The sequence below is a fragment of the Knoellia terrae genome, assembly GCF_048606435.1.
Lineage (GTDB): Bacteria > Actinomycetota > Actinomycetes > Actinomycetales > Dermatophilaceae > Knoellia > Knoellia terrae.
This window is the reverse complement of sequence record NZ_JBMBWH010000002.1, coordinates 349553-371334: the sequence shown is the minus strand read 5'-3', so window position 1 is coordinate 371334 and position 21782 is coordinate 349553. Positions and strand designations below refer to the sequence as shown.

Sequence of the window (21782 nt, the reverse complement as noted above, 5' to 3'; positions counted from 1 at the left end):
CCCATGTGGCAGGGCAAGTCGATCGCGGTCGTTCTCCCGACCTACAACGAGAAGGACAGCATCGCCGAGTGCATCCGGCGCTTCGAGGCACTGCCCGAGGTGGACCAGGTCATCGTCATCAACAACAACGCGGCGGAGGGCACCTCGGCCGAGGTCGCGACGACCGGTGCGACCGAGATCGTGGAGACGACCCAGGGGTACGGCGCCGCCATCAAGCGCGGGCTGGCCGAGGCGGACACCGACCTCATCGCCATCTGTGAGCCCGATGGCACCTTCGCGCCCGAGGACATCACCAAGCTCCTCGCCTTCATGCCCGAGTGCGACGTCGTCATCGGCTCCCGCACGGTCTCGAACTTCATCTGGCGCGGAGCCAACATGGGGTGGTTCCTGCAGTGGGGCAACTGGGCCGTCGCCAAGCTCATCGAGGTGCTCTACAACACGACCTACCTCAGCGACGTGGGGTGCACCTTCCGCGTCATGACCAAGGAGCACGCTGAGGTCATCCTCGAGCGCTCGCGGCTCGACGGCTCGGCCTACGGCCTGGAGATGCTCCTCATCTCGGTGATCACCAAGGCACGGATGGTCCAGATCCCGGTGAACTACCACTCACGGGTCGGCGTCTCGTCGGTCACGGGTGAGCTGGGCAAGACCATCTCGCTCGGGATGGAGATGATCCTGCTCACCTTCAAGATGCGTCTGCGGGCCCGATCGGTTCGCCGTGGGCTGCGCACGCCGCGAGGGCCGCACCGGCAGATCCGCCCCTCCTGACCTCAGGCTCCCTGACGGTCGGCGGGCACCTCGGTCAGGTGGTGCTCGGCGATCTCGCTGAGCCCGCTGTGGTCGCCGTGCTGGCTGAACACGTGGCGCCGGTACGCCCAGAAGCGGAACCCCGTGGCCAGCACCAGACCGACACCGTTGGCCGAGATGTTGTCGGCCAGGGGTGAGCGGAACCCCAGCCAGTAGTGCGACACCCACAGGCATCCCATGGCGATGAGCGTGCCGAGGGTGGCCACGACGGCGAAGAGCAGGAACTCGTGGTGCGCCTTGTCCCGGCGCGTGCTCCGGAACGTCCAGAACCGGTTCCCCAGCCACGCGACGATCGTCGCCAGCGTGCCGGAGACGACCTTCGCGCTGAGCGGGTAGTCGTGCAGCGGACCCTCTCCACCGGCATACCTCAGGAGGTTGAAGCCCCCGACGTCGGTGACGAACCCCAACGCCCCGACCACCCCGAAGCGAGCCAGCTGTCGCAGGGTGGAGGAGGAGACAAGTCGCGGTGGCACGGCACCCTTTCGGTCGTGGAGGCCTCACCGTAGCAACCGCGGGGAGGGGTCAGGGGATGGTGCGGGTCACCACGATGCGCCGCACGAGGGAGACCTGACCGGTGCTCCGGTCCCAGCCCAGGGTGCCGCCCTGGAAGTCCTGCTGGACGCCGCGGGCCCACGTGCGCTCCTCGCTCGTGGGGAACCCGAGCGACGAGGTGGGACCGCCACGGGAGACGTAGTGGGCGTCGATGGCCCCGAACGTCGCGTGGGCGGACGTCGTGGAGTGCCACCAGAGCCGACCGCCCTGGAACCGTTGCGACGTCCCACCGTTGGTGGCCGACTGCTCGGCGGTGGGGTACCCGAGTCGCCCCGCGGGACCACCGAGCTGCCAGAGCCCGGTGAGGATCCCCCCGACGACCGACCTGCCGCCCGTCTTTCCGGTGTAGTGGATCTGCCCGTCCGTGAAGGACTGCAGCCACCCGTTGGTCGTGGGCTGGGACATCGGGCCGGTCGGCATGCCGCGCGGTGAGGCCGGGCCACCGCGGGCGTCCCAGTAGGTCCTGATCGCCCCGTGGACGGAATGGGCGCGACCGAGGGCGTCGACGCCGATCACCGAGACCGACCGGGCGAAGTCGGTCCGGGTGCCCCCGGCGATGACCCGCTCGTCGGCGACCGGGGCCCCGTAGACGCGTTCACCCTCCTCCGCCTCGTACGCAGCGGTCGTCACCGGCCCCAGGCGGAAGACCCCGTTCGTCGTGGACCACAGCGACTGCCCGCCCTGGAAGTGCGTGCGCACGCCGAAGGGGGTGGGCCGCTCGGCCGTCCTCACCCAGCCCAGTGCCTGGGCGCCGCCCTTGTCGACCCACGCCCGGTACACCGGGCTGTCGCCGTGATCGGCCAGCTGCGCGACCGACGTCCGGAGTGCCGGAAGCTGCGAGTAGAGGTTGGCGCCCGGGCACGCCGTGGTGTTCGTGTCGCGGTGGCCACTGATGAACGGCAGGGTCACCTTGGTCCCCTTGGGGTACCTCGACCCGGAGTCACCGCTGGTGAGCGTCGTCGTGGTCGCGGGTGAGCGGTAGAAGCCGCTCGCGCGCCAGGCGATGACCTGCGCCAGGGCGGACATCGTCGCGGCCGTGGGGACGGCGGTCTCGTAGTTGCCGAGCACCGAGACACCCCAGGTGTCGGTGTTGAAGCCGAGGGCGTGGGCACCGGTCACCGCCCGGTCCAGGCCACCGGCTCGACCCTCGAAGACCTGGCCGTACTTGTCGACGAGCACGTTGTAGCCGACGTCGCACCAGCCGAGGCTCTTGGTGTGGTACGCGTAGATTCCCCGCACGATCGAGGCGGACTCCGCCGACGAGTAGCTGTTCGAGCCGGCGGTGTGGTGCACGAAGACCCCCCGCAACGTCTCGCCGTAGCTCGGCCCGCACGTCCGCAGGGACTCGTCCGCCCCCCAGTCCCGGCGGCTGACGATGCTCGGCCGGGCGGGGACGGCGCGCGCCCCGGTCAGTGCGCGGGCGCCGAGGGCGTCCGCCGCGCTCGTGCCCGGTTGGACCAGCTCGACCTGGCCGTGGGCGACTGCGCCTCGGGCCTTGGCCGTGCGCGGCGACGTGGTCCGCGGGAGGCGGACCTGCGTCGCGGTCGGGTTGCCGCCGACCCACACCGGGTCGGTGCCGACACGCGGCGCGGCCGTGCTGCTCGGGTCCTTGGTCGACGAGACGGCAGTCTCCAGCCAGGGCCCCCACGGGCCCTTGGCCGAGCGCACCCTGACGAACACGCTGGACTCGGCCGGCGGAGCCACGTCGGCCGGCCACGTGACGCCCACGACGGGCGCCGACGTGGGGAGCTCGACCGTGTCGGCGGCCACCGAGCGCAGGGCGCTCACCGGGTGCTTCGTGATCGTCGGCGCCACCAGTCGGGGCGCCGGAGCGGCGGTCCCCGTGACGGGGAGGGCCGACAGCCCGACGGCTCCCATCAGGGCGAGGACGGCGACGCGAGCGGTCCGGCGGGCCGAGGGTCGGGAGCTGGGGCGGGGGGCAGACGGCATGACAGGAGTCCAGTTCGTGTGGGGGCACGGACATTGAACCCTGTGATTAGTGCAACTGGAGTAAACGGGAGGTAAAAAAGTGACCGATGTGACTATAAAGACCTAGTTCGACACCTGTCCCGGGCCCGCCGCTGAGCGCAGGGCGGTGGCGAGGACGTCCCGCTGACGCGGGTCCAGCGGGGTGGGGAGGAAGGTGTCGAGGAGGGCGCGCTGGCGGCGCCCCAGTCCTTGCTCGAGGTGCCGGAGCTGGGGGACGGACACCCTCAGGGCGGGACGGCCCTGCACCGCGGCGAGGTTGAGCAGGGCGGTGCTGTCGGTGCCGAGAACGACCGCCGCCGCCAGGACCGCGGAGTCCAGCTCGGCCGGCTGGTCACGACCCAGCTCGTGCCAGGCGGCATACCGGCCTCCCCGCTCCGCAGGGTGCGGACGGACGGCGAGCTCGAGCCCCGCGTCGGTGCACGCCTGCGCCACCTGGCGCAGGTGCCCCTCGAACGCCTCGGCGGGAACGAGCCCCATCTCCACCCACGGCTGGGTGAGGTAGACCGCGAGACGGGACGGGCTCGAGGTCGCCGCGAGCCCAGCCACGGACGCGGCGAAGGCCGCGGCAACCTCCGGAACGACTCGCCACGTGCCGCCGACGTCCTCGTAGAGGGCCCACCGGTGGTCGGTCAGCAGGCGGGAGGCCGCCGTCACCGCCAGCGAGCGCACGGTCGGCCACGGCTCACGCCCACCCTGGCGGCGCCACGCGTCCCGGCGGGTCCGCCAGTCGCCGTAGGTGCCGATGCCCTCGTCGACGACCACGACCTCGGGTCGGGAGCGTTCCCGCGCGAGCAGCCGGAGGTAGGGCTTGATGCCGGGGGTCCCCACGGACAGCAGGATCCGCCGCTCCTCGCGGGCACCGGCACCGGCACCGGCGCGGCCGGCCCGGCCCGCCCGGCCCGCGGGGCCCGCGGGGACGGCCGGTCCCCCGGCCACCCGGAGCGTGAGCCGAGCGTCGTGTGGCAGGAGGGTGTGGAGGTGCTCGTCCCGGACCGGGTCACGTCCGAGGAAGGTGCCCGAGCCGAGGTAGTCGACCACGACGCTGCCCGTGGTCGTCGCGAGCAGGTGCCGCAGGTAGCCGCCGGCGTGCAGCAGGTGGGTGGCGCTCCTGACCCCGGCGAGGGTCACGCGCACCGTCGGCGGCGGGTTCACACGACCGGGGGGCGTCCGGTCCGGGTGAGCCTCCACACCGTGCCCCAGCTCATCGGGCGGCGCGCCCCCGGGTCGGTCCGCCAGCCCTCGGCGAAGCCGGTGAACCACACCTTGAGCGGCTCGGCCCGGTGGACCCGGGCCAGCGTCGCCGCCACCCAGACGCCGAGGTAGACCGGGATGAGGGGTGCGGGCAGGTTGCGGCGGGCGACCCAGACCCGGTTGCGGGCGTTCATCCGGTAGAAGACGGCGTGCCGCGCGGCCTGCGTCGCGGGATGGTGGACGACGACGTCGGGCGAGTAGTGCAGCGTCCACCCCGCGTCGACGAGGCGGAACGCCAGGTCGATGCCCTCGTGCCCGTACCAGAAGTGTCCCGGCCACCCGCCGACGGCGTCGAAGGCCGCCCGCCGGATGAGGCAGACGCCCTCCCAGAACACGACCACCTCGCCCGGCGCTCCCCCGCCGGCCGCGCGCAGACGCGGCACCCACCGTCGGGGTGCAGGTCTACCGTCGGGATCGGCTCCCCGGGGCTGGACGACCGCGACCGAGGCGTCGCGGAACGCGGTGGCGAGACGTGACAGGACGTCGGTGGTGGGGAGCCGGGCGTCGTCGTCGTAGAAGAACAGGAGCTCCCCCCGAGCTGCTGCCGCGCCGACGTTGCGCCCCTCCGGGATGCCGACGTTCTCCTCGAGGTGCACCGTCCGCACCCCCTCGGGGACGCCGGACGGGACCCATCCGTTGCCGACGAGGACGATGTCGAGGTCGACGTCCTGCTGCGCCAGGAGGGTGGCGAGGGACGCGGCGAGCTCCTGGGGCCGATCGCCCATGGACAGCACCACGGCCCCGACACTCGGTCTCGGTGTCACGAGGTCCTCCGGGGTCCGTGGGTGGGTCCGTGCGCGGGTCGTGCGTGGGTGGCTCGGCGTTACTGTAGGCCACGCGCGCAGGGCGCAGACCCGTGGTGAGGGTGGGCGTCACGGCGCAGCGCCGGCGCGTGGCACCGTTAGGCTGTCACCTCGCTGACCCGGTCTCTCGTCGGGCAGGCTCGCCGGACGACGAAGGGACCCCTGTGGCAGCCACATCCGAGTCGGAGCGTTCGCGCGACAACGTGACCGGAGCGCAGGTCCTCACCGGCGAGATGCTCGCCTGGTCCGACCTCGACCGGGTCGCCGCGCCCCACGCGGTCCGGGTGGTCGTCGCCGAGCTCGTGCGCACGAGGGCGCCTCGCAGGGTCCTGCTCGCCGGTCCGCGGGCTGCCATGCTGCTCGACGTCGTGCCGACCTCGACCGCGGTCCACGTCCTCGTGCGGTCCATCCCCGACTCCCGCGGCGTGAGCGACGACGCGGGTCTGCACGAGCGAGCCTCGCTGCGCGTCGGTGGCCTGGACGCGTTCCACGACGACGAGGGGTTCGACCTCGTCGTGGCCCTCGGCGGGCCGGCTCGACTGCTCGGCCCGGACTCCACCGGCATGGGCGAGGCCGAGGTGCTCGCCGCGCTGGCCGGCCTGCTCACCCCCACCGGCTCGCTCGTCGTCGACGTCACCAACGAGCTGGGCATGCACGAGCTCGTGGCGGCGCAGTCCTGGCTCGACGTGGACGCCGACGACGACGCCTGGCACCTGGGCGCCCGCGGCTTCGACGACCGCCACCTCCACCTGGCCGAGCTGCGAGCCGTGTGCGAGCGCCTCGATCTCAGCACCGACTCCACCTTCGGCGCCTACCCGTCGCCCGACGGCCACCACCTGCTCCTCGACGGGGCGGCCCTCGTCGACGGTGGCCCGGAGCTCAGCTCGGCCGCCCGGCTCCACGGATGCCACGCCGTCGCCCGCCACTTCGGCGACACTCCGGCCCTGCGCGACCCACGGGACACCGTCGAGCGGCTCGTCGACGCCGGTCTGACCACCGAGCTCGCGCCGGCCTGGCTGCTGGTGGCACACCGCGGTGACGATGCAGCGCCGCTCGCCCTGCCCGCCATCGTCGATGCCGAGACCTGGGTCGACCCGAGCTGGGCGCGGGTCGACACCGTCGGGCGTGACGGCACCACCCACTCGACGTGGGCGACGGGAGACGTGCTTCCGGAGGTCAGCTCGGGTGCCATCACCCGGGACCTCGCCCCGCGCAGCTCGCCGGACGGGCGGATCCTGGAGATGGCGCTCCGCGACGCGTGCGCGCGCCGCTCCCACCGCGACATCCGTGAGCTCGTCCAGCTCTACCACGCCTGGCTCCGGGACCCGAAGGTCTGGACCAGGGCCACGGCGGAGCGCCGGGGGTTCGCGACGATGGACAACGTCGTGGTGGGTGACGAGCAGACGCTCGCGGTCGTCGACCCGTCCTGGCGACGTGCCGGCGTCCTCGGCGCCGACGACATGTTCCACTTCGGCGTCCGTCACTTCGCGACCCGCCTGCTGGCCTCCGCCTCGCCCCACCCGTGGAAGACCAGCACGACGCCTGCCCAGCTCACCGCCACCCTGGCGGGCATGGCCGGCGTCGTGGTGACGGACGACGACACCGCCCGGGTCGTCCGCGTCCGGAGTGAGATGTCGGCCGTGATCACCCCCGACGGTCGATCCGTCGCCGAGCTGATCGAGGCGGACCTCGAGCAGGGGGAGCTCCCCCGCAACCTGCCGTCGGCGACCGCGAGCGGGTTCCGGGAGCTGCTCGCGCTCGACCGCGTCCGCTCACGCCGGATGCGCGAGCACGACGGTCAGGTCGCGTGGCTGGAGGGGACGCTGCGCCATCGTGACCGCTACATCCGCGAGCTCGAGCGCATCATCGAGCGCTACGAGGAGACCCTCACCTGGAAGACGGTGCAGGCCATCCGCGCGCCCCGGCGCATCGCGACCCAGAAGGCCGTCTCCACCGCCAAGGCGACGGCCAACGAGGTGCTCCCCCCGGACTTCATGTCGAAGGCCCGCCGGTTCGCCCGTCGCGCGATCTCGTAGGCCCGGCCGGCGTCAGGACGCCAGCACGCCGTAGGCGAGCACCAGGTCGTCGTGGTGCGTCACGGCATACGTGATGGTGTGCTGGTCGATCGTCACCGGGCTGGGGCCCACGGGGCCTGCGGCGGCCAGCACGACGATCGGCACGTCGGCGAGCTTGGCGCACACCTCCGAGGCGCACCACGCGCCCCAGAAGGACGCGAGGCTGCTGCCCCAGCGCCCTCTCCACCGTCGCCCGAGGTGCTCCGGCACGGGTTGCGCGGCGAGCTCCGCGTCGACGGCGAACCGCACACCCTCCACCGGCGGTGGCGACCAGCAGACGACGAGTCCCGTGGCCAGGCGGGAGTGCGTGCCCCGCTCACAGCGGTGGCCGGACGCGCGGTCGACGACCGGTGGGGTGCGCCGGGCCTCGTCGAGCAGCGCCTGCGCGCGCCGGCCCGCGGCCGGCGGCTCAGATGCTGCCGCCACCGTCGACCGTGATCACCTGGCCGTTGATGTTGGTGTCGTCGAAGAGCAGGGAGTGCACGACGGGGACGATGTTGTCGGGCTCGACGAGCCGGCCCGACGGGGTCCGGCGCGTGATGGTGTCGAGCTGGGTCTGCCCGAGGACCGACGACATCTCGGAGGCGAAGAAGCCGGGAGCGACGCTGTTGACCAGTGCCCTGCCGTGCATCTCGCGGGCGAGCGTGCGCATCGCGCTGTCGAGACCGCCCTTGGTCGCCGAGTAGGCCACGAGGCCGGAGTACCCACGCTGGGCACAGATGGACGTCACCATGACGATGCGACCACGGTTGCCCTTGGCCATGATCCGGCGCAGCACGGCGCGGGTCAGCAGCAGGGGGGCGGTGAGGTTGGTCTCGATGATGCGCGCGATGTTCTCGGGCGAGGTGTGGACGTGCAGGCTGTCCTGGCCCATGGCGGCGTTGTTGACGAGGGCGTCGATGGGCCCGAGCGTCGTCTCCGCCTCCTTGAGGAAGGCCGTCACCGCAGCGGCGTCGGTCGTGTCGACCGCCCCGGCGACGACCGACTCCGGGTGGTCCCGGGCCAGCTGCTCGAGCTCGGGCGTCACCGTCCGGGCGAAGGCCGCGACCTTGGCGCCCTGGGCGAGGATGTCCTCGACGATCGCGAGACCGAGGCCGCGTGACCCTCCGGACACCACGACGACCGATGCAGGTCCGATGGCAGAAGTGGTGTCAGACATCGCTCTTCAGTGTCTCCTTGATCGGGATGGTGTCGAGGAACCGGATGCGCCTCGGCACGGAGTAGTCGGGCAGCCGGTCGGTGCACCACTGCGTCAGCTCCGCGACCGTGGCTGTGCCGCTGAGCACGACGTCCGCGGTGACCATGCTGCCCACGATGGGGGCCTTGCGTCCACGGACCGAGGCCCAGGCCACCGCGGGGTGGGCCTGCAGGACGTCGCGCACCGCCGACGCCGACGCCTTGGCGCCACCCACGTTGATCTCGTCGGTCGCAATCCGGCCGGTGATGGCGACACGTCCGTCGACGACCTCGACGCGGTCGCCGGTCCGGAGCCGGGCGTCGATGCCCTCTCCCCGCTTGGGTGAGCCGATGACCAGCTCGCCGTCCTCGATGCTCAGCGTCGCTCTCCCAGAGCCCTCCTGGTCGAGCCACTCGTGCGGGAAGCCCGCGCGGCCGTCGTGGACCGCGATGGTGGCGCCGGCCTCCGACGAGGCGTAGATCCACGAGACGCGGGCGTCGGGGAACATCTCGCGCAGCCGGCTGAGGATCGCCTGGTCCACCGGCTCACCGCCGAGCGTCACCTGCTCGAGGGGCAGCGCGGCCACCGCCTCAGGGTCGCGATAGATGGCCTGCCGCCAGAAGGTCGGTGTCCCGGACGCCGCGGTCACGCCGGCTGCCAGGGCCCGTGCGGGCCACGTGTCGAGCTCGTCCGGCTCCACGAACAGGACGTGCTGCTCGGGCAGGCTCAGGCCCAGCGTCACCACCTGCCACCAGGCGTACGCGCCGTGGGCGTAGGGGCACAGCCACGTGCGCGGCGGCTGCTCCCCCGCGACGGTGGTGAGGGAGTCGAGGGTGTGTGCGACCTGCTTCGGCCGACCGGTGCTGCCGCTGGTGAGCAGCCAGATGCGGCCGGGCACGAGGTCGCGCTCGGTCGTGGGGGGAAGCACGTCGGACCCGTCGACGACGGCCAGGCCCGAGCGGCGCAGGTCGGCGACCAGCTCAGGGGTGATCCGCCCCCGCGAGACGACGAGCAGCTCGCCGTCCCCTCGCTGCACGGCCGTCCAGACGGCGCGGGCGGCGTGGTGGTTGTCGTCGACGACCACGGCGGCCGCCGGCGGGAGGTCGAGGAGCTCGAGCTCGTCCCAGGCGAGGGTGCTCCGACCCGTGACGATCCGGTTCGCGGACGCGGTGAGCGCAGCCGAACGGCTCGGCGTCACGCGGCCTGCAGCTGCTCGAGGAAGTCGAGCACGTCGGAGACGGTGCGGATGGCGCGCAGCTCGGGAGCGTCGAAGTTGAGCTCCTCACCGATCTCGTCCTCGACGCGCAGCGCCAGCTCCGAGAAGTCCAGCGAGCGGAAACCGATCTGTTCGAGGTCGGCCGAGTCCTCGGCGGGCATCTGCTTGCCTTGGGCTGAGAGCACGTCGGCCATCATCGTCCGGATGTCGTCTCGGCTCAGTGCACCCATGAATCCACCTCGAAGTCGTGTCGTTTGGTCTCGGATAGTCTACTCACCGATGGCGCGCCCCGATCGCGGTGCGCCGACCGCCCCGAGCCGCGAGGAGCACGATGCTGCGTCCTGCCACGGATGCCGACAGCGCCGACGTCCTGACCTGGCGCAACCACCCCGAGGTCCGCGCCGTGTCGCTGACCCAGCACGAGATCACGGCGGAGGAGCACGCGGCGTGGTGGGAGGCCACGAGGTCGTCGGACACGCGGGAGGTCTACATCTACGAGCGCCGCGACGTGCCGTCGGGTGTCGTGACCTTCTTCGACATCGACCGCGACGCCGGCAGCGCCTGGTGGGGCTACTACCTCGACAACGCCGGCCTCGCCGAGCGGGGTGAGCTGCTCCCGGCGTGGATCGAGGTGCAGCGCCAGGCGAAGCGGTTCGCCTTCGAGACGCTCGGGTTCTCGACCCTCGAGGGCGAGGTCCTGGAATCAAACGAGGCCGTCCGTCAGTTCAACCGGCGCAACGGCTTCACCGAGCTCGACCGGTCCGTCCGCGACGTCGACGGCACCCCGACCGCCGTGATCCACGTGCGAGCCACCCGAGACTGACGCAGCGACGAGACGAGACGACATGACCGACACCAGCACGCGGCCCGCCGACCCGGGCGCCTCCCGGCCGACCACCGACTCCCTCACCATCGGCTCGCACGAGGTGGGGCCGGACTCCCCGCCGTTCATCATCGCCGAGATGTCGGGCAACCACGACGGGTCCCTCGACAAGGCCCTCGAGATCGTCCGCATGGCCGCCGACGCGGGCGCGCACGCCATCAAGCTCCAGACCTACACCGCCGACACGATCACGATCGACGTCGACACCCCGGACTTCCGGCTCTCCTCGGGTCACGAGCTGTGGGGCTCCCGCCGGCTCTACGAGCTCTACGAGGAGGCGCACACCCCGTGGGAGTGGCACGAGCCGGTCTTCGAGCTCGCCCGCGACCTCGGCATCCTCGCCTTCTCGTCGCCCTTCGACCCCACCGCCGTCGAGTTCCTCGACGGCCTCGACGTCCCCGTCTTCAAGGTGGCCTCCTCCGAGATCGTCGACCTGCCCCTCATCCGGCACGTGGCCTCCAAGGGCAAGCCGGTGATCATCTCCACGGGCATGGCGTCCGTCGGTGAGATCGCCGCTGCCCTCGACGCCGCCCACGGCACCGGCAACGACCAGGTCATGCTCCTCAGCTGCACCGTCAGCTACCCCGCCGACCCCGCCGCGTCGAACCTCCGCGGGATCCCGGTCATGCGGGAGGCGTTCGGGGTCCCGGTCGGGCTCTCGGACCACACGATGGGGATCGGGGCCGCGGTGGCGTCGGTGGCGTTCGGGTCGTGCCTCGTCGAGAAGCACGTGACGATGTCACGTGAGGGAGGTGGCGTCGACTCCGCCTTCTCCCTCGAGCCGCACGAGCTCGCCGCACTGCGCCGTGAGACCGAGGTCGCCTGGAAGGCACTCGGCCAGCCTCGCATCGGTGCGCGGGCGGCCGAGCGCGAGGGCCTGCGCTTCCGCCGTTCGCTCTTCGTCGTGGAGGACGTCCGGGCCGGTGACCTCGTGACGTCAGCCAACGTCCGCTCGATCCGTCCGGCCGGTGGCCTGGCGCCGGACGACTTCGGCCAGGTCGAGGGACGGGCCTTCCGTCAGGATGCCGCCAAGGGCACCCCGATGAGCTGGGACCTCGTCTGACGCTCCCCGTCCGACACCGGGGCCGGAACCTCGGCGGCGCTCAGTCCCGCAGGACGTCCACCGAGGCGTCGTCGGAGGGGCGGTCCGAACCGTCCCCGGCCGTGTCGTCGGAGCCCGAGCGGGAGGACGAGCCCGTCCCCGCCCTGGCGGAGCCCTCGCCGGCCTCGTCCTTCTTCGTGCGGTCCTCGTCAGCGGTCTCTGCAGCGGTCTCGCCCGCGACGGTGAGCTCGTCCTCCTCGAACCACGACGGTCCGGCCAGCGACGCCTCGGCGCCTGCCGGTCCACGGTGGCTGTCGTCGCGGGCGCGACGCCGGCCCCGGAACAGGCTGACGGGGAACTCGAGCGAGGGCGCGGGCGGCGGAGGACCGGGCCGTGGCCCCATCGACCCCGTCCAGCCGAAGGCCTCGATGACCTCCTCGGGATGCAGGATCTCGTCCGCCCCGAGCTCCTCGTCCGCGACGGCCCTGGCCAGGTCCGCCGGGATGGAGACCTGGTGCATGTCGGGCCACATCCGGCGCGGCTTGCCGACGCCGCCGAGGATCGCGTGGTCGGACTCGAGAGCCATCGGGTCGCCGTAGACGCCGGCCTCGATGCCGGCGGCGGCGGCGTAGAGGACGGCGCTGCTCATCCGGTTGGAGACGACGCGCTTGTGCCGGCGCATCTCGTCGAGCTGTCGGTAGAGGAAGGCCACGTCGGTGTCCTTCCACAGGTATCCCCGCTGTCCGTGCGTGATGACGCGGACGCCCGCGTCCTCGTACTCGCGGCGCACCTTCGGGTTGTCGAACTCGTTCCAGTGCAGGCACACCGTGATGGGGACGTCACCCTCGGTGCGCTTGATCTCGTCGATGTATGCCGCATGGTTGCCGACGACCTGCTGCCCCTCCCAGCCGTGGAAGGGGTAGACGATGGTGCCCGTCCGCTGCTCGGGCTGGTTGCCCGGGCGTGCCAGCCACTCGTCCTGCGCCTCGAGGTCGAGGAGGTAGAGCCACGGCGAACCGACGACGCGGTAGTCACGCAGTCCGGCGGCGCGGCCGCGGCGCACGCAGGCCTGCGACCAGACGAGCTTGGGGTAGGCCGGGGCGAACACGGTGCCGACCGCGAACCCGTCGTGCATGTTCCAGCCGTGCTGCAGGTAGCCCCAGATGCGCAGGGGCTCCTCGAGGCCGACGTAGCGCGCCATGATGTGGGCGTGCCCGTAGAAGTGGTTCGCGTGGTGCACCTCAGCCTCCGACAGCGCGTCGGACGGCGTCGATGACCTGGTCGACCTGGGCGTCGGTCAGCTCGGCGTGCATCGGCAGCGAGAGCTCCTCCGCGTAGAAGGCCTCGGCGTTGGGGCACATGCCACGCTGGTAGCCCAGGTCCTCGAACATCGGGTGCCAGTAGACCGGCAGGTAGTTGACCTGCACGCCGATGCCGTCGCTGCGCATGCTGTCGAAGACCTCACGCCGGCGACCGTCGAGGACGCGCAGCGGGTACAGGTGCCAGATGGGGTCCACGTCCGGGCGCTGGACCGGCAGGCGCACACCGTCGACACCGGCGAGCCCCTCCTGGTAGCGGGCGAAGACCTCCGCACGCCGCTTCTTGAAGGCGTGCAGCCGCGCGAGCTGGCTCAGCCCGAGGGCCGCGAGCACGTCCGGCAGCCGGTAGTTGAGGCCGTACTCGTGCACCTCCTGGTGCCACGGACCCTCGTCGGGGTAGCGCATCCGGTCGCGGTCGCGGACGAGCCCGATGAAGTGGAACTCGTGGGCCCGGCGGCCGAGCTCGGGGTCGAGGGTCGCGACGGCCCCGCCCTCCGCGCTCGTCATGTTCTTCGTGGGGAAGAACGAGAACGTCGTGAGGTCGGCGAGCGCCCCGACCGGTCGGCCCTTGTAGGTCGAGCCGATCGAGTGGGCGGCGTCCTCGAGCAGCAGCGCGCCGACCCGGTCGGCGACCGGGCGCAGGGCGTCGACGTCGATCGGGTGACCGGCGTAGTCCACGCCGGCGATGACCCTGGTCTCGTCGGAGACGACGGCGTCGACCGCCGCCGGGTCGATGTTGGCGGTGTCGTCCTCGATGTCCACGAAGGTGATCCGCGCGCCGAGCGCGACGGCGGAGGACGCGGTCGCGACGAAGGTCATGGGCGTGGTGACGACTTCGTCACCCGGTCCCACGCCCGCGGCGGCATACGCGACGTGCAGCGCCGCGGTGCCGCTGGTGACGCTGACGCAGCGGGTGGCGCCGCTCAGCTCGGCGAGCGCGTCCTCGAACGCGGTGACGGTGGGTCCGGTCGTCAGCCAGTCGCCGCGCAGGACCTCGGCCACCGCCTGGATGTCGTCCTCGTTGATCGACTGGCGGCCGTACGGGATCACCTCAGAGACCCTCGTCGCCCAGGATCTGCAGCATCTGCTCACCCGTGAACCACTCGTCGTTGTTGTCCGACGTGTAGTGGAACCCGTCCGCCACCGCGGTGCCGTGGGCGGGGGGCGTGTACCCCCAGGAGGCGAGGTCGGGCTGCAGGACGTAGCGGTCGCCGATCTGCAGCGCGCGTCGTCCCTCCTCCGGGGAGATCATCTCCTCGTGGAGCTTCTCGCCGGGGCGCAGGCCGATCTCGTGCATCCTGGCGCCCGGGGCGACCGTCTGGGCGAGGTCGACGATCTTCATCGACGGGATGCGAGGGACGTAGAGCTCACCGCCCTGCATCGTCTCGAACGAGTCGGTCACGAACTTCACGGCCTGCGGGAGGGTGATGAAGAAGCGCGTCATCCGCAGGTCGGTGATCGGCAGGGACTCGCCCGCGTCGGCGAGGCGACGGAAGAACGGGATGACCGACCCACGGCTGCCCATGACGTTGCCGTACCGGACGACGCAGAAGCGGGTCGGGTAGCTGGCGGCGTAGTGGTTGCCGGTGATGAAGAGCTTGTCGGCGGTGAGCTTCGTGGCGCCGTAGAGGTTGATCGGCGAGGAGGCCTTGTCGGTCGAGAGGGCCACGACCTTCTTGACGCCGGAGTCGATGGAGGCCTCGATGACGTTCTGCGACCCGACGATGTTGGTCTGCACGAACTCCCACGGGTTGTACTCGGCCGTGTCGACCTGCTTGAGCGCCGCGGCGTGCACGACGTAGTCGACGCCGTGCATGGCGCGGTTGAGCCGGTGTCGGTCACGGATGTCGCCGATGAACCAGCGCAGGCGGGGGTCGTCACCGAACAGCTGGCGGCACTCGTACTGCTTGAGCTCGTCGCGCGAGAAGATGACGATGCGCTTGGGGTCCAGGTCGTCGAGGACCTTGCGGATGAAGGCCTTTCCGAAGGAACCAGTTCCTCCGGTGACGAGAATCGACGAACCCTCGAGAATGCTCACGCGTTGTGCTCCTAGACGTCCGGGCGGCGAAATGGCACCCCGCTCGCACGAGCGTGCACACCCGGCTGCCTGACGAGGGCCAAGCGCGAGGCTAGCATCTCAGGTCGGCCCGCCCTGCCTCGACAGCGGCGCGGCGACGCGTCCCGAGGAGCCCCATGAGCCAGCCCCACATCGGCATCCGAGCCGACGCCTCCCCGCTTCTCGGCGTGGGCCACGTCGTGCGCTGCCTGGCCCTCGCCGAGGAGCTCGCCGGGCGGGGCTGCACCGTCACCCTCCTCGGGTCGGTGGACGTGCCGTGGCTCCGGGACCGGCTGGCAGCCGTCCCGCTGCCGGTCGTGCCCGCACCCGACGACGCCGGCTCACTCGTGAGCCTCGCGCAGGAGCTGGGGATGCAGGTCCTCGTCGTCGACGGCTACGAGCTCGACCCCGCAACCGGGTCGAGGGCTCGAGCGGGCGGCCTGACCGTGCTGGCCCTGCACGACGGGTCCTTCGGGGCCGGCCAGGACGCGGACGTCTACCTCGACCAGAACTTCGGCGCGACATCGCACCCCGCCGGAACGGACGGCAGGGTGGCCCTGGCCGGCGTCGAGCACGCGCTGTTCCGACGCGAGATCCTCGAGCTCGCGACGCAGCCGCGCCGTGAACCGGGCCGGGCGAGCGTGGTGGGGGTCTTCGGGGGCACCGATCCGCAGGGTGCGGCAGCGGTCGTGACGCCCCTCGTGCTCGCGACCGGTGTCCCCGTGGACGTCACCTGCGTCGTCGCGCGGCCCGAGCTGCGCGAGGTCGTCGAGGGGCTCCCCCACGGCGAGTCGCAGACCGTCACCGCCGTGGCGCCGACTCCGGACATCATGGGCCTCGCCTCCCGCAGCACGGTCACCGTGAGCGCCGCCGGATCCTCGATCTGGGAGCTGCTCCACCTCGGGGTCCCCACCGGCATCGTGGCGGTGGTGGACAACCAGGAGCAGGCCTACGCGGACGTCACCTCGAGGGGGGTCGCGGCAGCGGTCGGGGTCCTCGACGAGCTGAGGAGCTCCGAGGCCGCACGCACCAGGTCCACGGAGGTGCTGCACCGGCTGCTCACCGACCCCGACCGCCGACGGGGGCTGGGCGACAACGCCCGTCGGCTGGTCGACGGACAGGGCCGTCGCCGGGTGGCCGACGCCCTGCTCGCGGCCGTCGGCCGACGGTGACGCGGAGGCGCTGACCGCGGGGACCGTGGCGGCGTCCTGCCGGCGGGTAGCCTTGGCGCCGATCCAGCCACCCTTCGGAGGAAACATGCGGACGCGAGTCGTCATCCAGTCACGGCTCACCTCCTCGAGGCTCCCGGGGAAGGCGTTGCTGACCCTGGCCGGTATGCCGCTCATCGAGCTCGTGGCGCGACGGGCGTCCAACACGGGGCACGAGGTCGTCGTCGCGACGAGCGACGAGCAGTACGACCGGCGGATCGCCGAGCACCTCGAGAGCGTCGGCCTCGAGGTCGTCAGGGGGCCGCTCGACGACGTGCTGGGCCGCTTCGTCACCGCCGCGGCGGGCCTGTCCGACACCGACCGCGTCGTGCGGCTCACCGGCGACAACCCCGTCGCCGACGGCGCCCTGGTCGACGAGCTCGTCGCAGCGGTCGAGCGCTCTCCCCACGACTACGGCCGGGTCGACATCGACCGCGTGCCCGAGGGCTTCGGGGCCGAGGTCTTCTCCGCCGGCGTGCTGAGGGAGGCCGCGGCCCGTGCCCGGTCTGCCTACGATCGTGAGCACGTCACCCCGTGGATCCGGCGCAGCGGGGGCGAGCTGCTCTTCGTGCCGGACGGTGCCCCCACGGACCTGTACGCGTACCGGTGCACCGTGGACTGCCTCGACGACTACGACCGGGTCTGCGGCGCGTTCGCCGGTGTCGAGGACCCAGTGGGCGCTGCGTGGCGCGACCTCGTGGCCCGCGTGGGCGACCGCGTCCTGGCCAGGGGTCCCGTGCTGCCCCGCAGCCGGGGCGTGGCTCCCCTTCTCCTCGGGTCCCGTCGGTTGCCCACGGACGGCGCGGCGCTGCGCGACCTCTTCACCGTGGCCGTGTCGCACGGCGTGAGCCACACCCTGCTGCACGACGAGGCGGCGCAACGAGCCCACCGGGCCGGTACGGACCCCGCGCTGAGGCAGCGTCTGGCGGCCGCGGCCCTCGTCGCCGTCCCCACGGGCGCCGAAGCCGACGAGCTGCTGGACCTCAGGGTCGAGCGGTTGCTCTCCCACCTCGGCGGACGCGTCGACACCGTGCTGCTCGACGCCGGCGACGACCGCAGGAGACTGCCGGAGGCCCTCGCCCGGCTCGTCGACCTCCGCACGTCCGGCCTCGTCGGTCGGCTGGGTGTGGTCGTCAGGGAGGGTATGACGGTCGACGAGCTCCCCGACGACGTCGGGTGGGTGCACGTGGCACGTTCCCGCTCCGGCGGGGACGTGACCGCGGCGGCTCGTGAGGTCACGTCCCGGCTGCGTGGACGGGACGTCGTCGTCTCGCACGAGGGCGAGGCGGACGCGGAACCCCGCGACGGCGCGCTGGTCGTCGACGCGACGTCGTCGGACGAGCTGCTCGACGCGGTGCGACAGGTGTCCGGGCGGACGGTCGCTGCGCTCTAGCTCGCGCTGTTGTCCTTGGTGTAGTGCTTCAGCACGGCGTCCATCGGGCCGTCGTCGACGAGCTCACCACGTCGCAGGTAGATCCCGCGCGTGCAGAACCGCCGGAGGTCACCCTCCGAGTGCGAGACGAGGAAGAGCGTCTTGTCCTGGGCGAGGAGCGACTCCATCCGCTTGTAGCACTTCTCCTTGAAGGCGGCATCGCCCACAGCCAGCACCTCGTCCACGAGGATGATCGGCTCGTCGAGGGTCGTGATGACCGCGAAACCGAGCCTGACCTGCATGCCCGAGGAGAAGTGGCGGAAGGGCATCTCCAGCCCGTCACGCACCTGCGGTCCGGCGAAGTCGACGATCTCGTCGAAGCGCTCGTCCACCTGCTCCCGCCTGAGCCCGTGCAGGCCGGCCGTGAGGTAGATGTTCTCGCGCGCGGTGAGCTCGCCGAGGAAGCCACCGGTGAGCTCGATCAGCGGGGCGACGCCGCCGTGGACGCGGGCCTCGCCCTCGTCCGGGATGAGCACCCCCGCGATGGTCTTCAGCAACGTGCTCTTGCCCGTGCCGTTGGAGCCGACGAGACCGACGGCCTCGCCGTGGCCCACGGTGAAGCTCACGCCCTTGAGGGCCCAGAAGGTCTGTGAGGGAGCCGTGCTGCGACCCTTGAGGACCATCTCGCGCAGCGAGAGGTTGCGTCGACGGGACCGGAAGAACTCGATGCCCAGGTTCTCCACCTCGATCATGACGTCCGGCATCAGATCTCCTTGAGGACCGAGCGTTCGAGACGCTTGAAGACGGTCGACCCCACCACGAGGAAGACGAGGGCGAGGACGACGCTGGTGACGATCGGCTGCGGGACGAGGGGCTCGTCGAAGAGGCCGGCCCGGTAGAGCTCGAGGACACCGCTCATCGGGTTGAACCACAGCACCACCCGCAGGTTCTCGGGCACCGTGTCGAGCGAGTAGATGATCGGGGTGCTGTAGAAGGCCATCCGCATGGCGATCCGCACGACCCGCTGCGTGTCCTCCACCAGCACCGTGAGTGGCGCGAGCAGCAGCCCGACCCCCACCTGCACGAGGAACTGCAGGACGAGACCCAGCGGCAGCAGCACGAGGCGCCAGTTCAGGCTCGCGTCGCCGCTGATGACGTAGAAGGCGGCGAACGCGACGAGGATCGGCAGCGACAGCAGGTACTCGACGCCCTTGGCGATGACCACCCGGATCACCCAGAGCTCACGGGGCAGGCTGGTCGACCGGACCAGCTTGGCCTCCGACAGCAGCGCCCTCGACGTCTCGGTGACCGACGAGCTGAACCACTGCCAGGCGAGCAGCCCGACGAGGAGGAAGAGGAAGTAGGGGTGGTGGCCGGCGTCGGGGCGCTTGAAGATCACCGCGAAGATCACGAAGTAGATCAGGGCCATCGCCAGCGGGTCGATGATCGTCCAGAGGTAGCCGAGCACGCTGCGCGCATACCTGACCCGGAGGTCGCGCCGCACGAGCGTCTGGAGAATCTCTCGACGCGCCCACAGCGCCGTGAGGCGGCCGCTATCCACCGACTGCACACTCCTCCGTACGGGAACCGACAAGGCGGCTCAGTGTGTCATACGGGTTGGCGCGCACCCGGCACCGTGGTGGACGACGGGACGTGCCGGCTGGTGAGGAACCCCGCACCCCAGGACCAGTGCATCGTCGCCAGCGCGATCGGCGTCAGAAGGCGTGTCCGCAGCGCCTCCCCCCTGCTGATGGCGAGGCCACCGGCACCGACACAGGCGACGTATGCCGCGGGCACCAGCAGTGCCGGCGCCCACGCGACGCCGACGGCCGTTGCCGCCGTGACCCCGGCCACCATGACCGGTGGCGCGAGGTAGCGCGCGTTCGCCGTCTCGGGATGCTCGCGGATCACGACACGCCGCCAGTAGCCGTACTGGTAGTACTGCCGGGCCAGCGCCCGCACGCTCGACCGGGGCCGGTAGGTGACCTTCATGTCGGGCGTGAACCAGATCGTCCCGCCCGTCTGGCGGATGCGGAGGTTGAGGTGCCAGTCCTGCGTGCGGGTATAGCGCTCGTCGAAGCCCCCGACGCGTTCGAGGGCGCTGCGGCGGAACGCCCCCAGGTAGACGGTGTCGACCGGACCCGCGTCGCCGCCGACGTGGAACGTCCCGCCCCCGACCCCGATGCGGCTGCGCATGGCACAGGCCACCGCCCGCTCGAAGGCGGTGGTGCCCACCGCGTGCATGAGTCCGCCGACGTTGTCCGCCCCCGTCTCCTCGAGCGTGCGCACGGCCGTCGCCACGTAGTCGGAGGGGATCTCCGCGTGACCGTCCACGCGGACGATGACGTCGTGGCGCGCGGCGGCGATGGCCGCGTTGAGGGCCGCCGGCGTCCGCCCGCCCGGGTTGGGCACGGTCCTCACCCGGGGATCCGCGGCAGCGAGCTCGGCCGCCACGGCGTCGGTCGAGTCGGTCGACGGACCGAGCGCGAGGACGACCTCGACGTCACCGGCATACGCCTGGGCCAGCACCTGGGCGACCGCGTCGCGAAGGTGACGTTCCTCGTTGAGGACGGGAACGACCACGCTCACGGGCGCGCCGGCCGGACGGGTCTCGGCGGGTGGGGAGGGCTGGCTCATCGCGACGATTCTCCCCCACGCGGGTGGCGGGGAAGGCGCCACCGGGTCGGCGTGCCGTTTTGCGTCGATCCGGATGATGAGCGGAGTATGGGGCGCGTGCCACCACGCCCCACCCGCGACGACGACGCCCGGCCGATCCCTCGGCAGGGACGTCCGAGCGAGCGTCGGCCCGACCCGGAGGACGACGACGGCGCGTTCACGGTCGACACCCGCGGGCGCCGACGCCCGCCGGCGAGCCCGGCACCGCGGCGCCAGCCCACCGCCCGGCCGGTGCGCGAGGGCCACCCGGCACGACCGCCACGTCCGACCGGCCCCGCAGCTGCGCCCGAGCGCCCTCCAGCACCCGAGCAGCGACCTGCTCCCCCGCGCAGGTCCCGTCCCGTCGCGGCCCCGCCCGAGCAGGAGCCCCGGCCCCGCCGCCGCCGGCCGTGGCTCCTCCTGCCGGCCCTGCTCGTCGCCTGGCTCGCCTTCCTCGTCGTCACACCGCTGCACGCCTGGAGCTCGGTCTCGCGGGTGGACGACGCGCCGGCGGGAGACCGCCCCGCCGAGACGCCCGGCGACACCTACCTGCTCGTCGGCTCCGACTCGCGCGACGACCTCACGGTGGAGGAGCGCCGCGAGCTCGGCACGGGCAACGCCGAGGGCCGACGCACCGACTCGATCATGCTCGTCCACGTGCCGTCGGGCGGTGGCAAGTCGGCGATCATCTCGATCCCCCGTGACAGCTACATGCCGATTCCCGGCCACAACAGCAACAAGGTCAACGCTGCCTACTCCATCGGCGGTCCGCAGCTGCTCGTCCAGACGTTGGAGCAGGTCACCGACCTGCGCATCGACGGCTACCTCGAGATCGGCTTCGGCGGCTTCGCCAAGGTCGTCGACAGCCTCGGCGGCGTCGACATCTGCGTGCCGTTCGACATGGACGACCCGAAGGCGCACATCAACCTCGCCAAGGGCTGCCAGACCCTCGACGGCAAGAACGCCCTCGGCTTCGTGCGGGCCCGCTACTCCGACCCGCGCGGCGACATCGGTCGCGCCGAGCGGCAGCGGCAGTTCCTCGCGGCGATCATGAAGGGCGCGGCGACCCCGTCGACCGTCCTCAACCCGTTCCGCTACTGGTCGTTCACGCACACCGCGGCGGGGGCGGTGGGCGTCGGCGAGGAGACCGGGATGCGCGACGCCGCCAACATCCTCCTCGCCATGCGGGGTGCGGGCAACGACTCGACGCTGAGCCTCACCGTCCCGATCCAGGACGCCAACTACCCCACCGCCGCCGGTTCGGCCGTCAAGTGGGACAGCGAGCGCGCCCGCGAGCTGTTCACGATGCTGCGGGAGGACCAGCCCCTCGAGGCACCGCCGGCCGGCACGGACGGCAAGCCCTCCGCGGGCTGACCT

Annotated in this window: 21 protein-coding genes; 7 read left to right on the top strand and 14 right to left on the bottom strand. The window is 71.9% G+C overall.

What is annotated here, in order from left to right:
* The first annotated feature begins 3 nt into the window (after positions 1–3).
* Positions 4–768, top strand: coding sequence for a glycosyltransferase family 2 protein (locus ACOJV9_RS05060; protein ID WP_420184092.1), 765 nt, complete (start codon positions 4–6; stop codon positions 766–768).
* A gap of 2 nt (positions 769–770) precedes the next feature.
* On the opposite strand, the gene ACOJV9_RS05055 is transcribed toward ACOJV9_RS05060, so the two are convergent.
* From ACOJV9_RS05055 to ACOJV9_RS05040, 4 genes are all read right to left on the bottom strand, one after another.
* On the bottom strand, positions 771–1280 hold the full coding sequence (locus ACOJV9_RS05055) for a GtrA family protein (RefSeq protein ID WP_420184091.1): 510 nt from the start codon (positions 1278–1280) through the stop codon (positions 771–773).
* A 49-nt stretch (positions 1281–1329) separates the two neighbouring features.
* The gene (locus ACOJV9_RS05050; protein WP_420184090.1) at positions 1330–3309 is read right to left on the bottom strand and encodes an N-acetylmuramoyl-L-alanine amidase; all 1980 of its coding nucleotides are present in this window, start codon (positions 3307–3309) and stop codon (positions 1330–1332) included.
* Between the two features lie 102 nt (positions 3310–3411).
* Positions 3412–4476, bottom strand: a complete 1065-nt coding sequence (locus ACOJV9_RS05045) for a hypothetical protein (protein ID WP_420184089.1) — start codon at positions 4474–4476, stop codon at positions 3412–3414.
* 20 nt (positions 4477–4496) lie between these two features.
* Positions 4497–5324, bottom strand: a complete 828-nt coding sequence (locus ACOJV9_RS05040; RefSeq protein WP_420184088.1) for a glycosyltransferase family 2 protein — start codon at positions 5322–5324, stop codon at positions 4497–4499.
* 242 nt (positions 5325–5566) lie between these two features.
* Here ACOJV9_RS05040 and ACOJV9_RS05035 point away from each other — a divergent pair, with 242 nt between their 5' ends.
* Complete coding sequence (locus ACOJV9_RS05035; RefSeq protein ID WP_420184087.1) at positions 5567–7438, top strand: hypothetical protein; 1872 nt, start codon at positions 5567–5569, stop codon at positions 7436–7438.
* Between the two features lie 12 nt (positions 7439–7450).
* On the opposite strand, the gene ACOJV9_RS05030 is transcribed toward ACOJV9_RS05035, so the two are convergent.
* Genes ACOJV9_RS05030 through ACOJV9_RS05015 form a run of 4 tightly spaced genes read right to left on the bottom strand, consistent with a single transcriptional unit; the run spans position 7451 to position 10100 of the window.
* Positions 7451–7903: a hypothetical protein gene (locus tag ACOJV9_RS05030; protein WP_420184086.1), complete on the bottom strand. Its 453-nt coding sequence runs from the start codon at positions 7901–7903 to the stop codon at positions 7451–7453.
* Complete coding sequence (locus ACOJV9_RS05025; RefSeq protein ID WP_420184085.1) at positions 7887–8636, bottom strand: SDR family NAD(P)-dependent oxidoreductase; 750 nt, start codon at positions 8634–8636, stop codon at positions 7887–7889. Before ACOJV9_RS05025 ends, ACOJV9_RS05030 begins: the two co-directional genes overlap by 17 nt.
* Entirely contained in the window at positions 8629–9852 is a 1224-nt protein-coding gene (locus tag ACOJV9_RS05020; protein WP_420184084.1) for an AMP-binding protein, read from the bottom strand. The genes ACOJV9_RS05025 and ACOJV9_RS05020 overlap by 8 nt, the downstream gene beginning before the upstream one ends.
* On the bottom strand, positions 9849–10100 hold the full coding sequence (locus ACOJV9_RS05015; RefSeq protein WP_420184083.1) for a phosphopantetheine-binding protein: 252 nt from the start codon (positions 10098–10100) through the stop codon (positions 9849–9851). The genes ACOJV9_RS05020 and ACOJV9_RS05015 overlap by 4 nt, the downstream gene beginning before the upstream one ends.
* A 101-nt stretch (positions 10101–10201) precedes the next feature.
* Between ACOJV9_RS05015 and pseH the strand changes: the two genes are divergently transcribed.
* Both pseH and pseI read left to right on the top strand, forming a co-directional pair.
* Positions 10202–10693: a UDP-4-amino-4,6-dideoxy-N-acetyl-beta-L-altrosamine N-acetyltransferase gene (gene pseH, locus ACOJV9_RS05010; RefSeq protein ID WP_420184082.1), complete on the top strand. Its 492-nt coding sequence runs from the start codon at positions 10202–10204 to the stop codon at positions 10691–10693.
* Between the two features lie 22 nt (positions 10694–10715).
* On the top strand, positions 10716–11816 hold the full coding sequence (gene pseI / locus ACOJV9_RS05005; RefSeq protein ID WP_420184081.1) for a pseudaminic acid synthase: 1101 nt from the start codon (positions 10716–10718) through the stop codon (positions 11814–11816).
* 40 nt (positions 11817–11856) lie between these two features.
* Here the strand turns inward: pseI and ACOJV9_RS05000 are convergent, their stop codons facing one another.
* Genes ACOJV9_RS05000 through pseB form a run of 3 tightly spaced genes read right to left on the bottom strand, consistent with a single transcriptional unit; the run spans position 11857 to position 15152 of the window.
* On the bottom strand, positions 11857–13035 hold the full coding sequence (locus ACOJV9_RS05000; protein ID WP_420184080.1) for a hypothetical protein: 1179 nt from the start codon (positions 13033–13035) through the stop codon (positions 11857–11859).
* Position 13036: 1 nt separating this feature from the next.
* Entirely contained in the window at positions 13037–14164 is a 1128-nt protein-coding gene (locus ACOJV9_RS04995) for a DegT/DnrJ/EryC1/StrS family aminotransferase (protein ID WP_420184079.1), read from the bottom strand.
* A gap of 1 nt (position 14165) precedes the next feature.
* Positions 14166–15152, bottom strand: coding sequence for a UDP-N-acetylglucosamine 4,6-dehydratase (inverting) (gene pseB, locus ACOJV9_RS04990; protein WP_420184078.1), 987 nt, complete (start codon positions 15150–15152; stop codon positions 14166–14168).
* A gap of 155 nt (positions 15153–15307) precedes the next feature.
* Between pseB and ACOJV9_RS04985 the strand changes: the two genes are divergently transcribed.
* Complete coding sequence (locus tag ACOJV9_RS04985) at positions 15308–16342, top strand: PseG/SpsG family protein (protein ID WP_420184077.1); 1035 nt, start codon at positions 15308–15310, stop codon at positions 16340–16342.
* 85 nt (positions 16343–16427) lie between these two features.
* Positions 16428–17771 carry a cytidylyltransferase domain-containing protein gene (locus tag ACOJV9_RS04980; RefSeq protein WP_420184076.1) on the top strand — a complete coding sequence of 448 codons (1344 nt, stop codon included), beginning with the start codon at positions 16428–16430 and terminating at the stop codon, positions 17769–17771.
* Here the strand turns inward: ACOJV9_RS04980 and ACOJV9_RS04975 are convergent.
* Genes ACOJV9_RS04975 through ACOJV9_RS04965 form a run of 3 tightly spaced genes read right to left on the bottom strand, consistent with a single transcriptional unit; the run spans position 17768 to position 20387 of the window.
* A complete protein-coding gene (locus ACOJV9_RS04975) occupies positions 17768–18514 on the bottom strand; it encodes an ABC transporter ATP-binding protein (protein WP_420184075.1) in 747 nt (248 codons plus the stop codon). The two genes, ACOJV9_RS04980 and ACOJV9_RS04975, sit on opposite strands and share 4 nt — an antisense overlap.
* Positions 18514–19311: an ABC transporter permease gene (locus ACOJV9_RS04970; protein ID WP_420184074.1), complete on the bottom strand. Its 798-nt coding sequence runs from the start codon at positions 19309–19311 to the stop codon at positions 18514–18516. Before ACOJV9_RS04970 ends, ACOJV9_RS04975 begins: the two co-directional genes overlap by 1 nt.
* 47 nt (positions 19312–19358) lie before the next feature.
* Positions 19359–20387 (bottom strand): glycosyltransferase family 2 protein, encoded by a 1029-nt coding sequence (locus tag ACOJV9_RS04965; RefSeq protein WP_420184073.1) that lies wholly within the window; start codon positions 20385–20387, stop codon positions 19359–19361.
* 96 nt (positions 20388–20483) lie between these two features.
* On the opposite strand from ACOJV9_RS04965, the gene ACOJV9_RS04960 reads away from it, so the two are divergent.
* Positions 20484–21779, top strand: coding sequence for an LCP family protein (locus ACOJV9_RS04960; protein WP_420184072.1), 1296 nt, complete (start codon positions 20484–20486; stop codon positions 21777–21779).
* The last annotated feature ends 3 nt before the right edge of the window (positions 21780–21782 follow it).

Bases quoted from the DNA above. Each gene is read 5' to 3' on its own strand.
- ACOJV9_RS04985 (WP_420184077.1), top strand. From the start codon at position 15,308: ATGAGCCAGCCCCACATCGGCATCCGAGCCGACGCCTCCCCGCTTCTC.
- ACOJV9_RS04975 (WP_420184075.1), bottom strand. From the start codon at position 18,514: ATGCCGGACGTCATGATCGAGGTGGAGAACCTGGGCATCGAGTTCTTC.
- ACOJV9_RS05025 (WP_420184085.1), bottom strand. From the start codon at position 8,636: ATGTCTGACACCACTTCTGCCATCGGACCTGCATCGGTCGTCGTGGTG.
- ACOJV9_RS05015 (WP_420184083.1), bottom strand. From the start codon at position 10,100: ATGGGTGCACTGAGCCGAGACGACATCCGGACGATGATGGCCGACGTG.
- ACOJV9_RS04980 (WP_420184076.1), top strand. From the start codon at position 16,428: ATGCGGACGCGAGTCGTCATCCAGTCACGGCTCACCTCCTCGAGGCTC.
- ACOJV9_RS05060 (WP_420184092.1), top strand. From the start codon at position 4: ATGTGGCAGGGCAAGTCGATCGCGGTCGTTCTCCCGACCTACAACGAG.
- pseH (WP_420184082.1), top strand. From the start codon at position 10,202: ATGCTGCGTCCTGCCACGGATGCCGACAGCGCCGACGTCCTGACCTGG.
- ACOJV9_RS05050 (WP_420184090.1), bottom strand. From the start codon at position 3,309: ATGCCGTCTGCCCCCCGCCCCAGCTCCCGACCCTCGGCCCGCCGGACC.
- ACOJV9_RS04965 (WP_420184073.1), bottom strand. From the start codon at position 20,387: ATGAGCCAGCCCTCCCCACCCGCCGAGACCCGTCCGGCCGGCGCGCCC.
- ACOJV9_RS05040 (WP_420184088.1), bottom strand. From the start codon at position 5,324: ATGGGCGATCGGCCCCAGGAGCTCGCCGCGTCCCTCGCCACCCTCCTG.
- pseI (WP_420184081.1), top strand. From the start codon at position 10,716: ATGACCGACACCAGCACGCGGCCCGCCGACCCGGGCGCCTCCCGGCCG.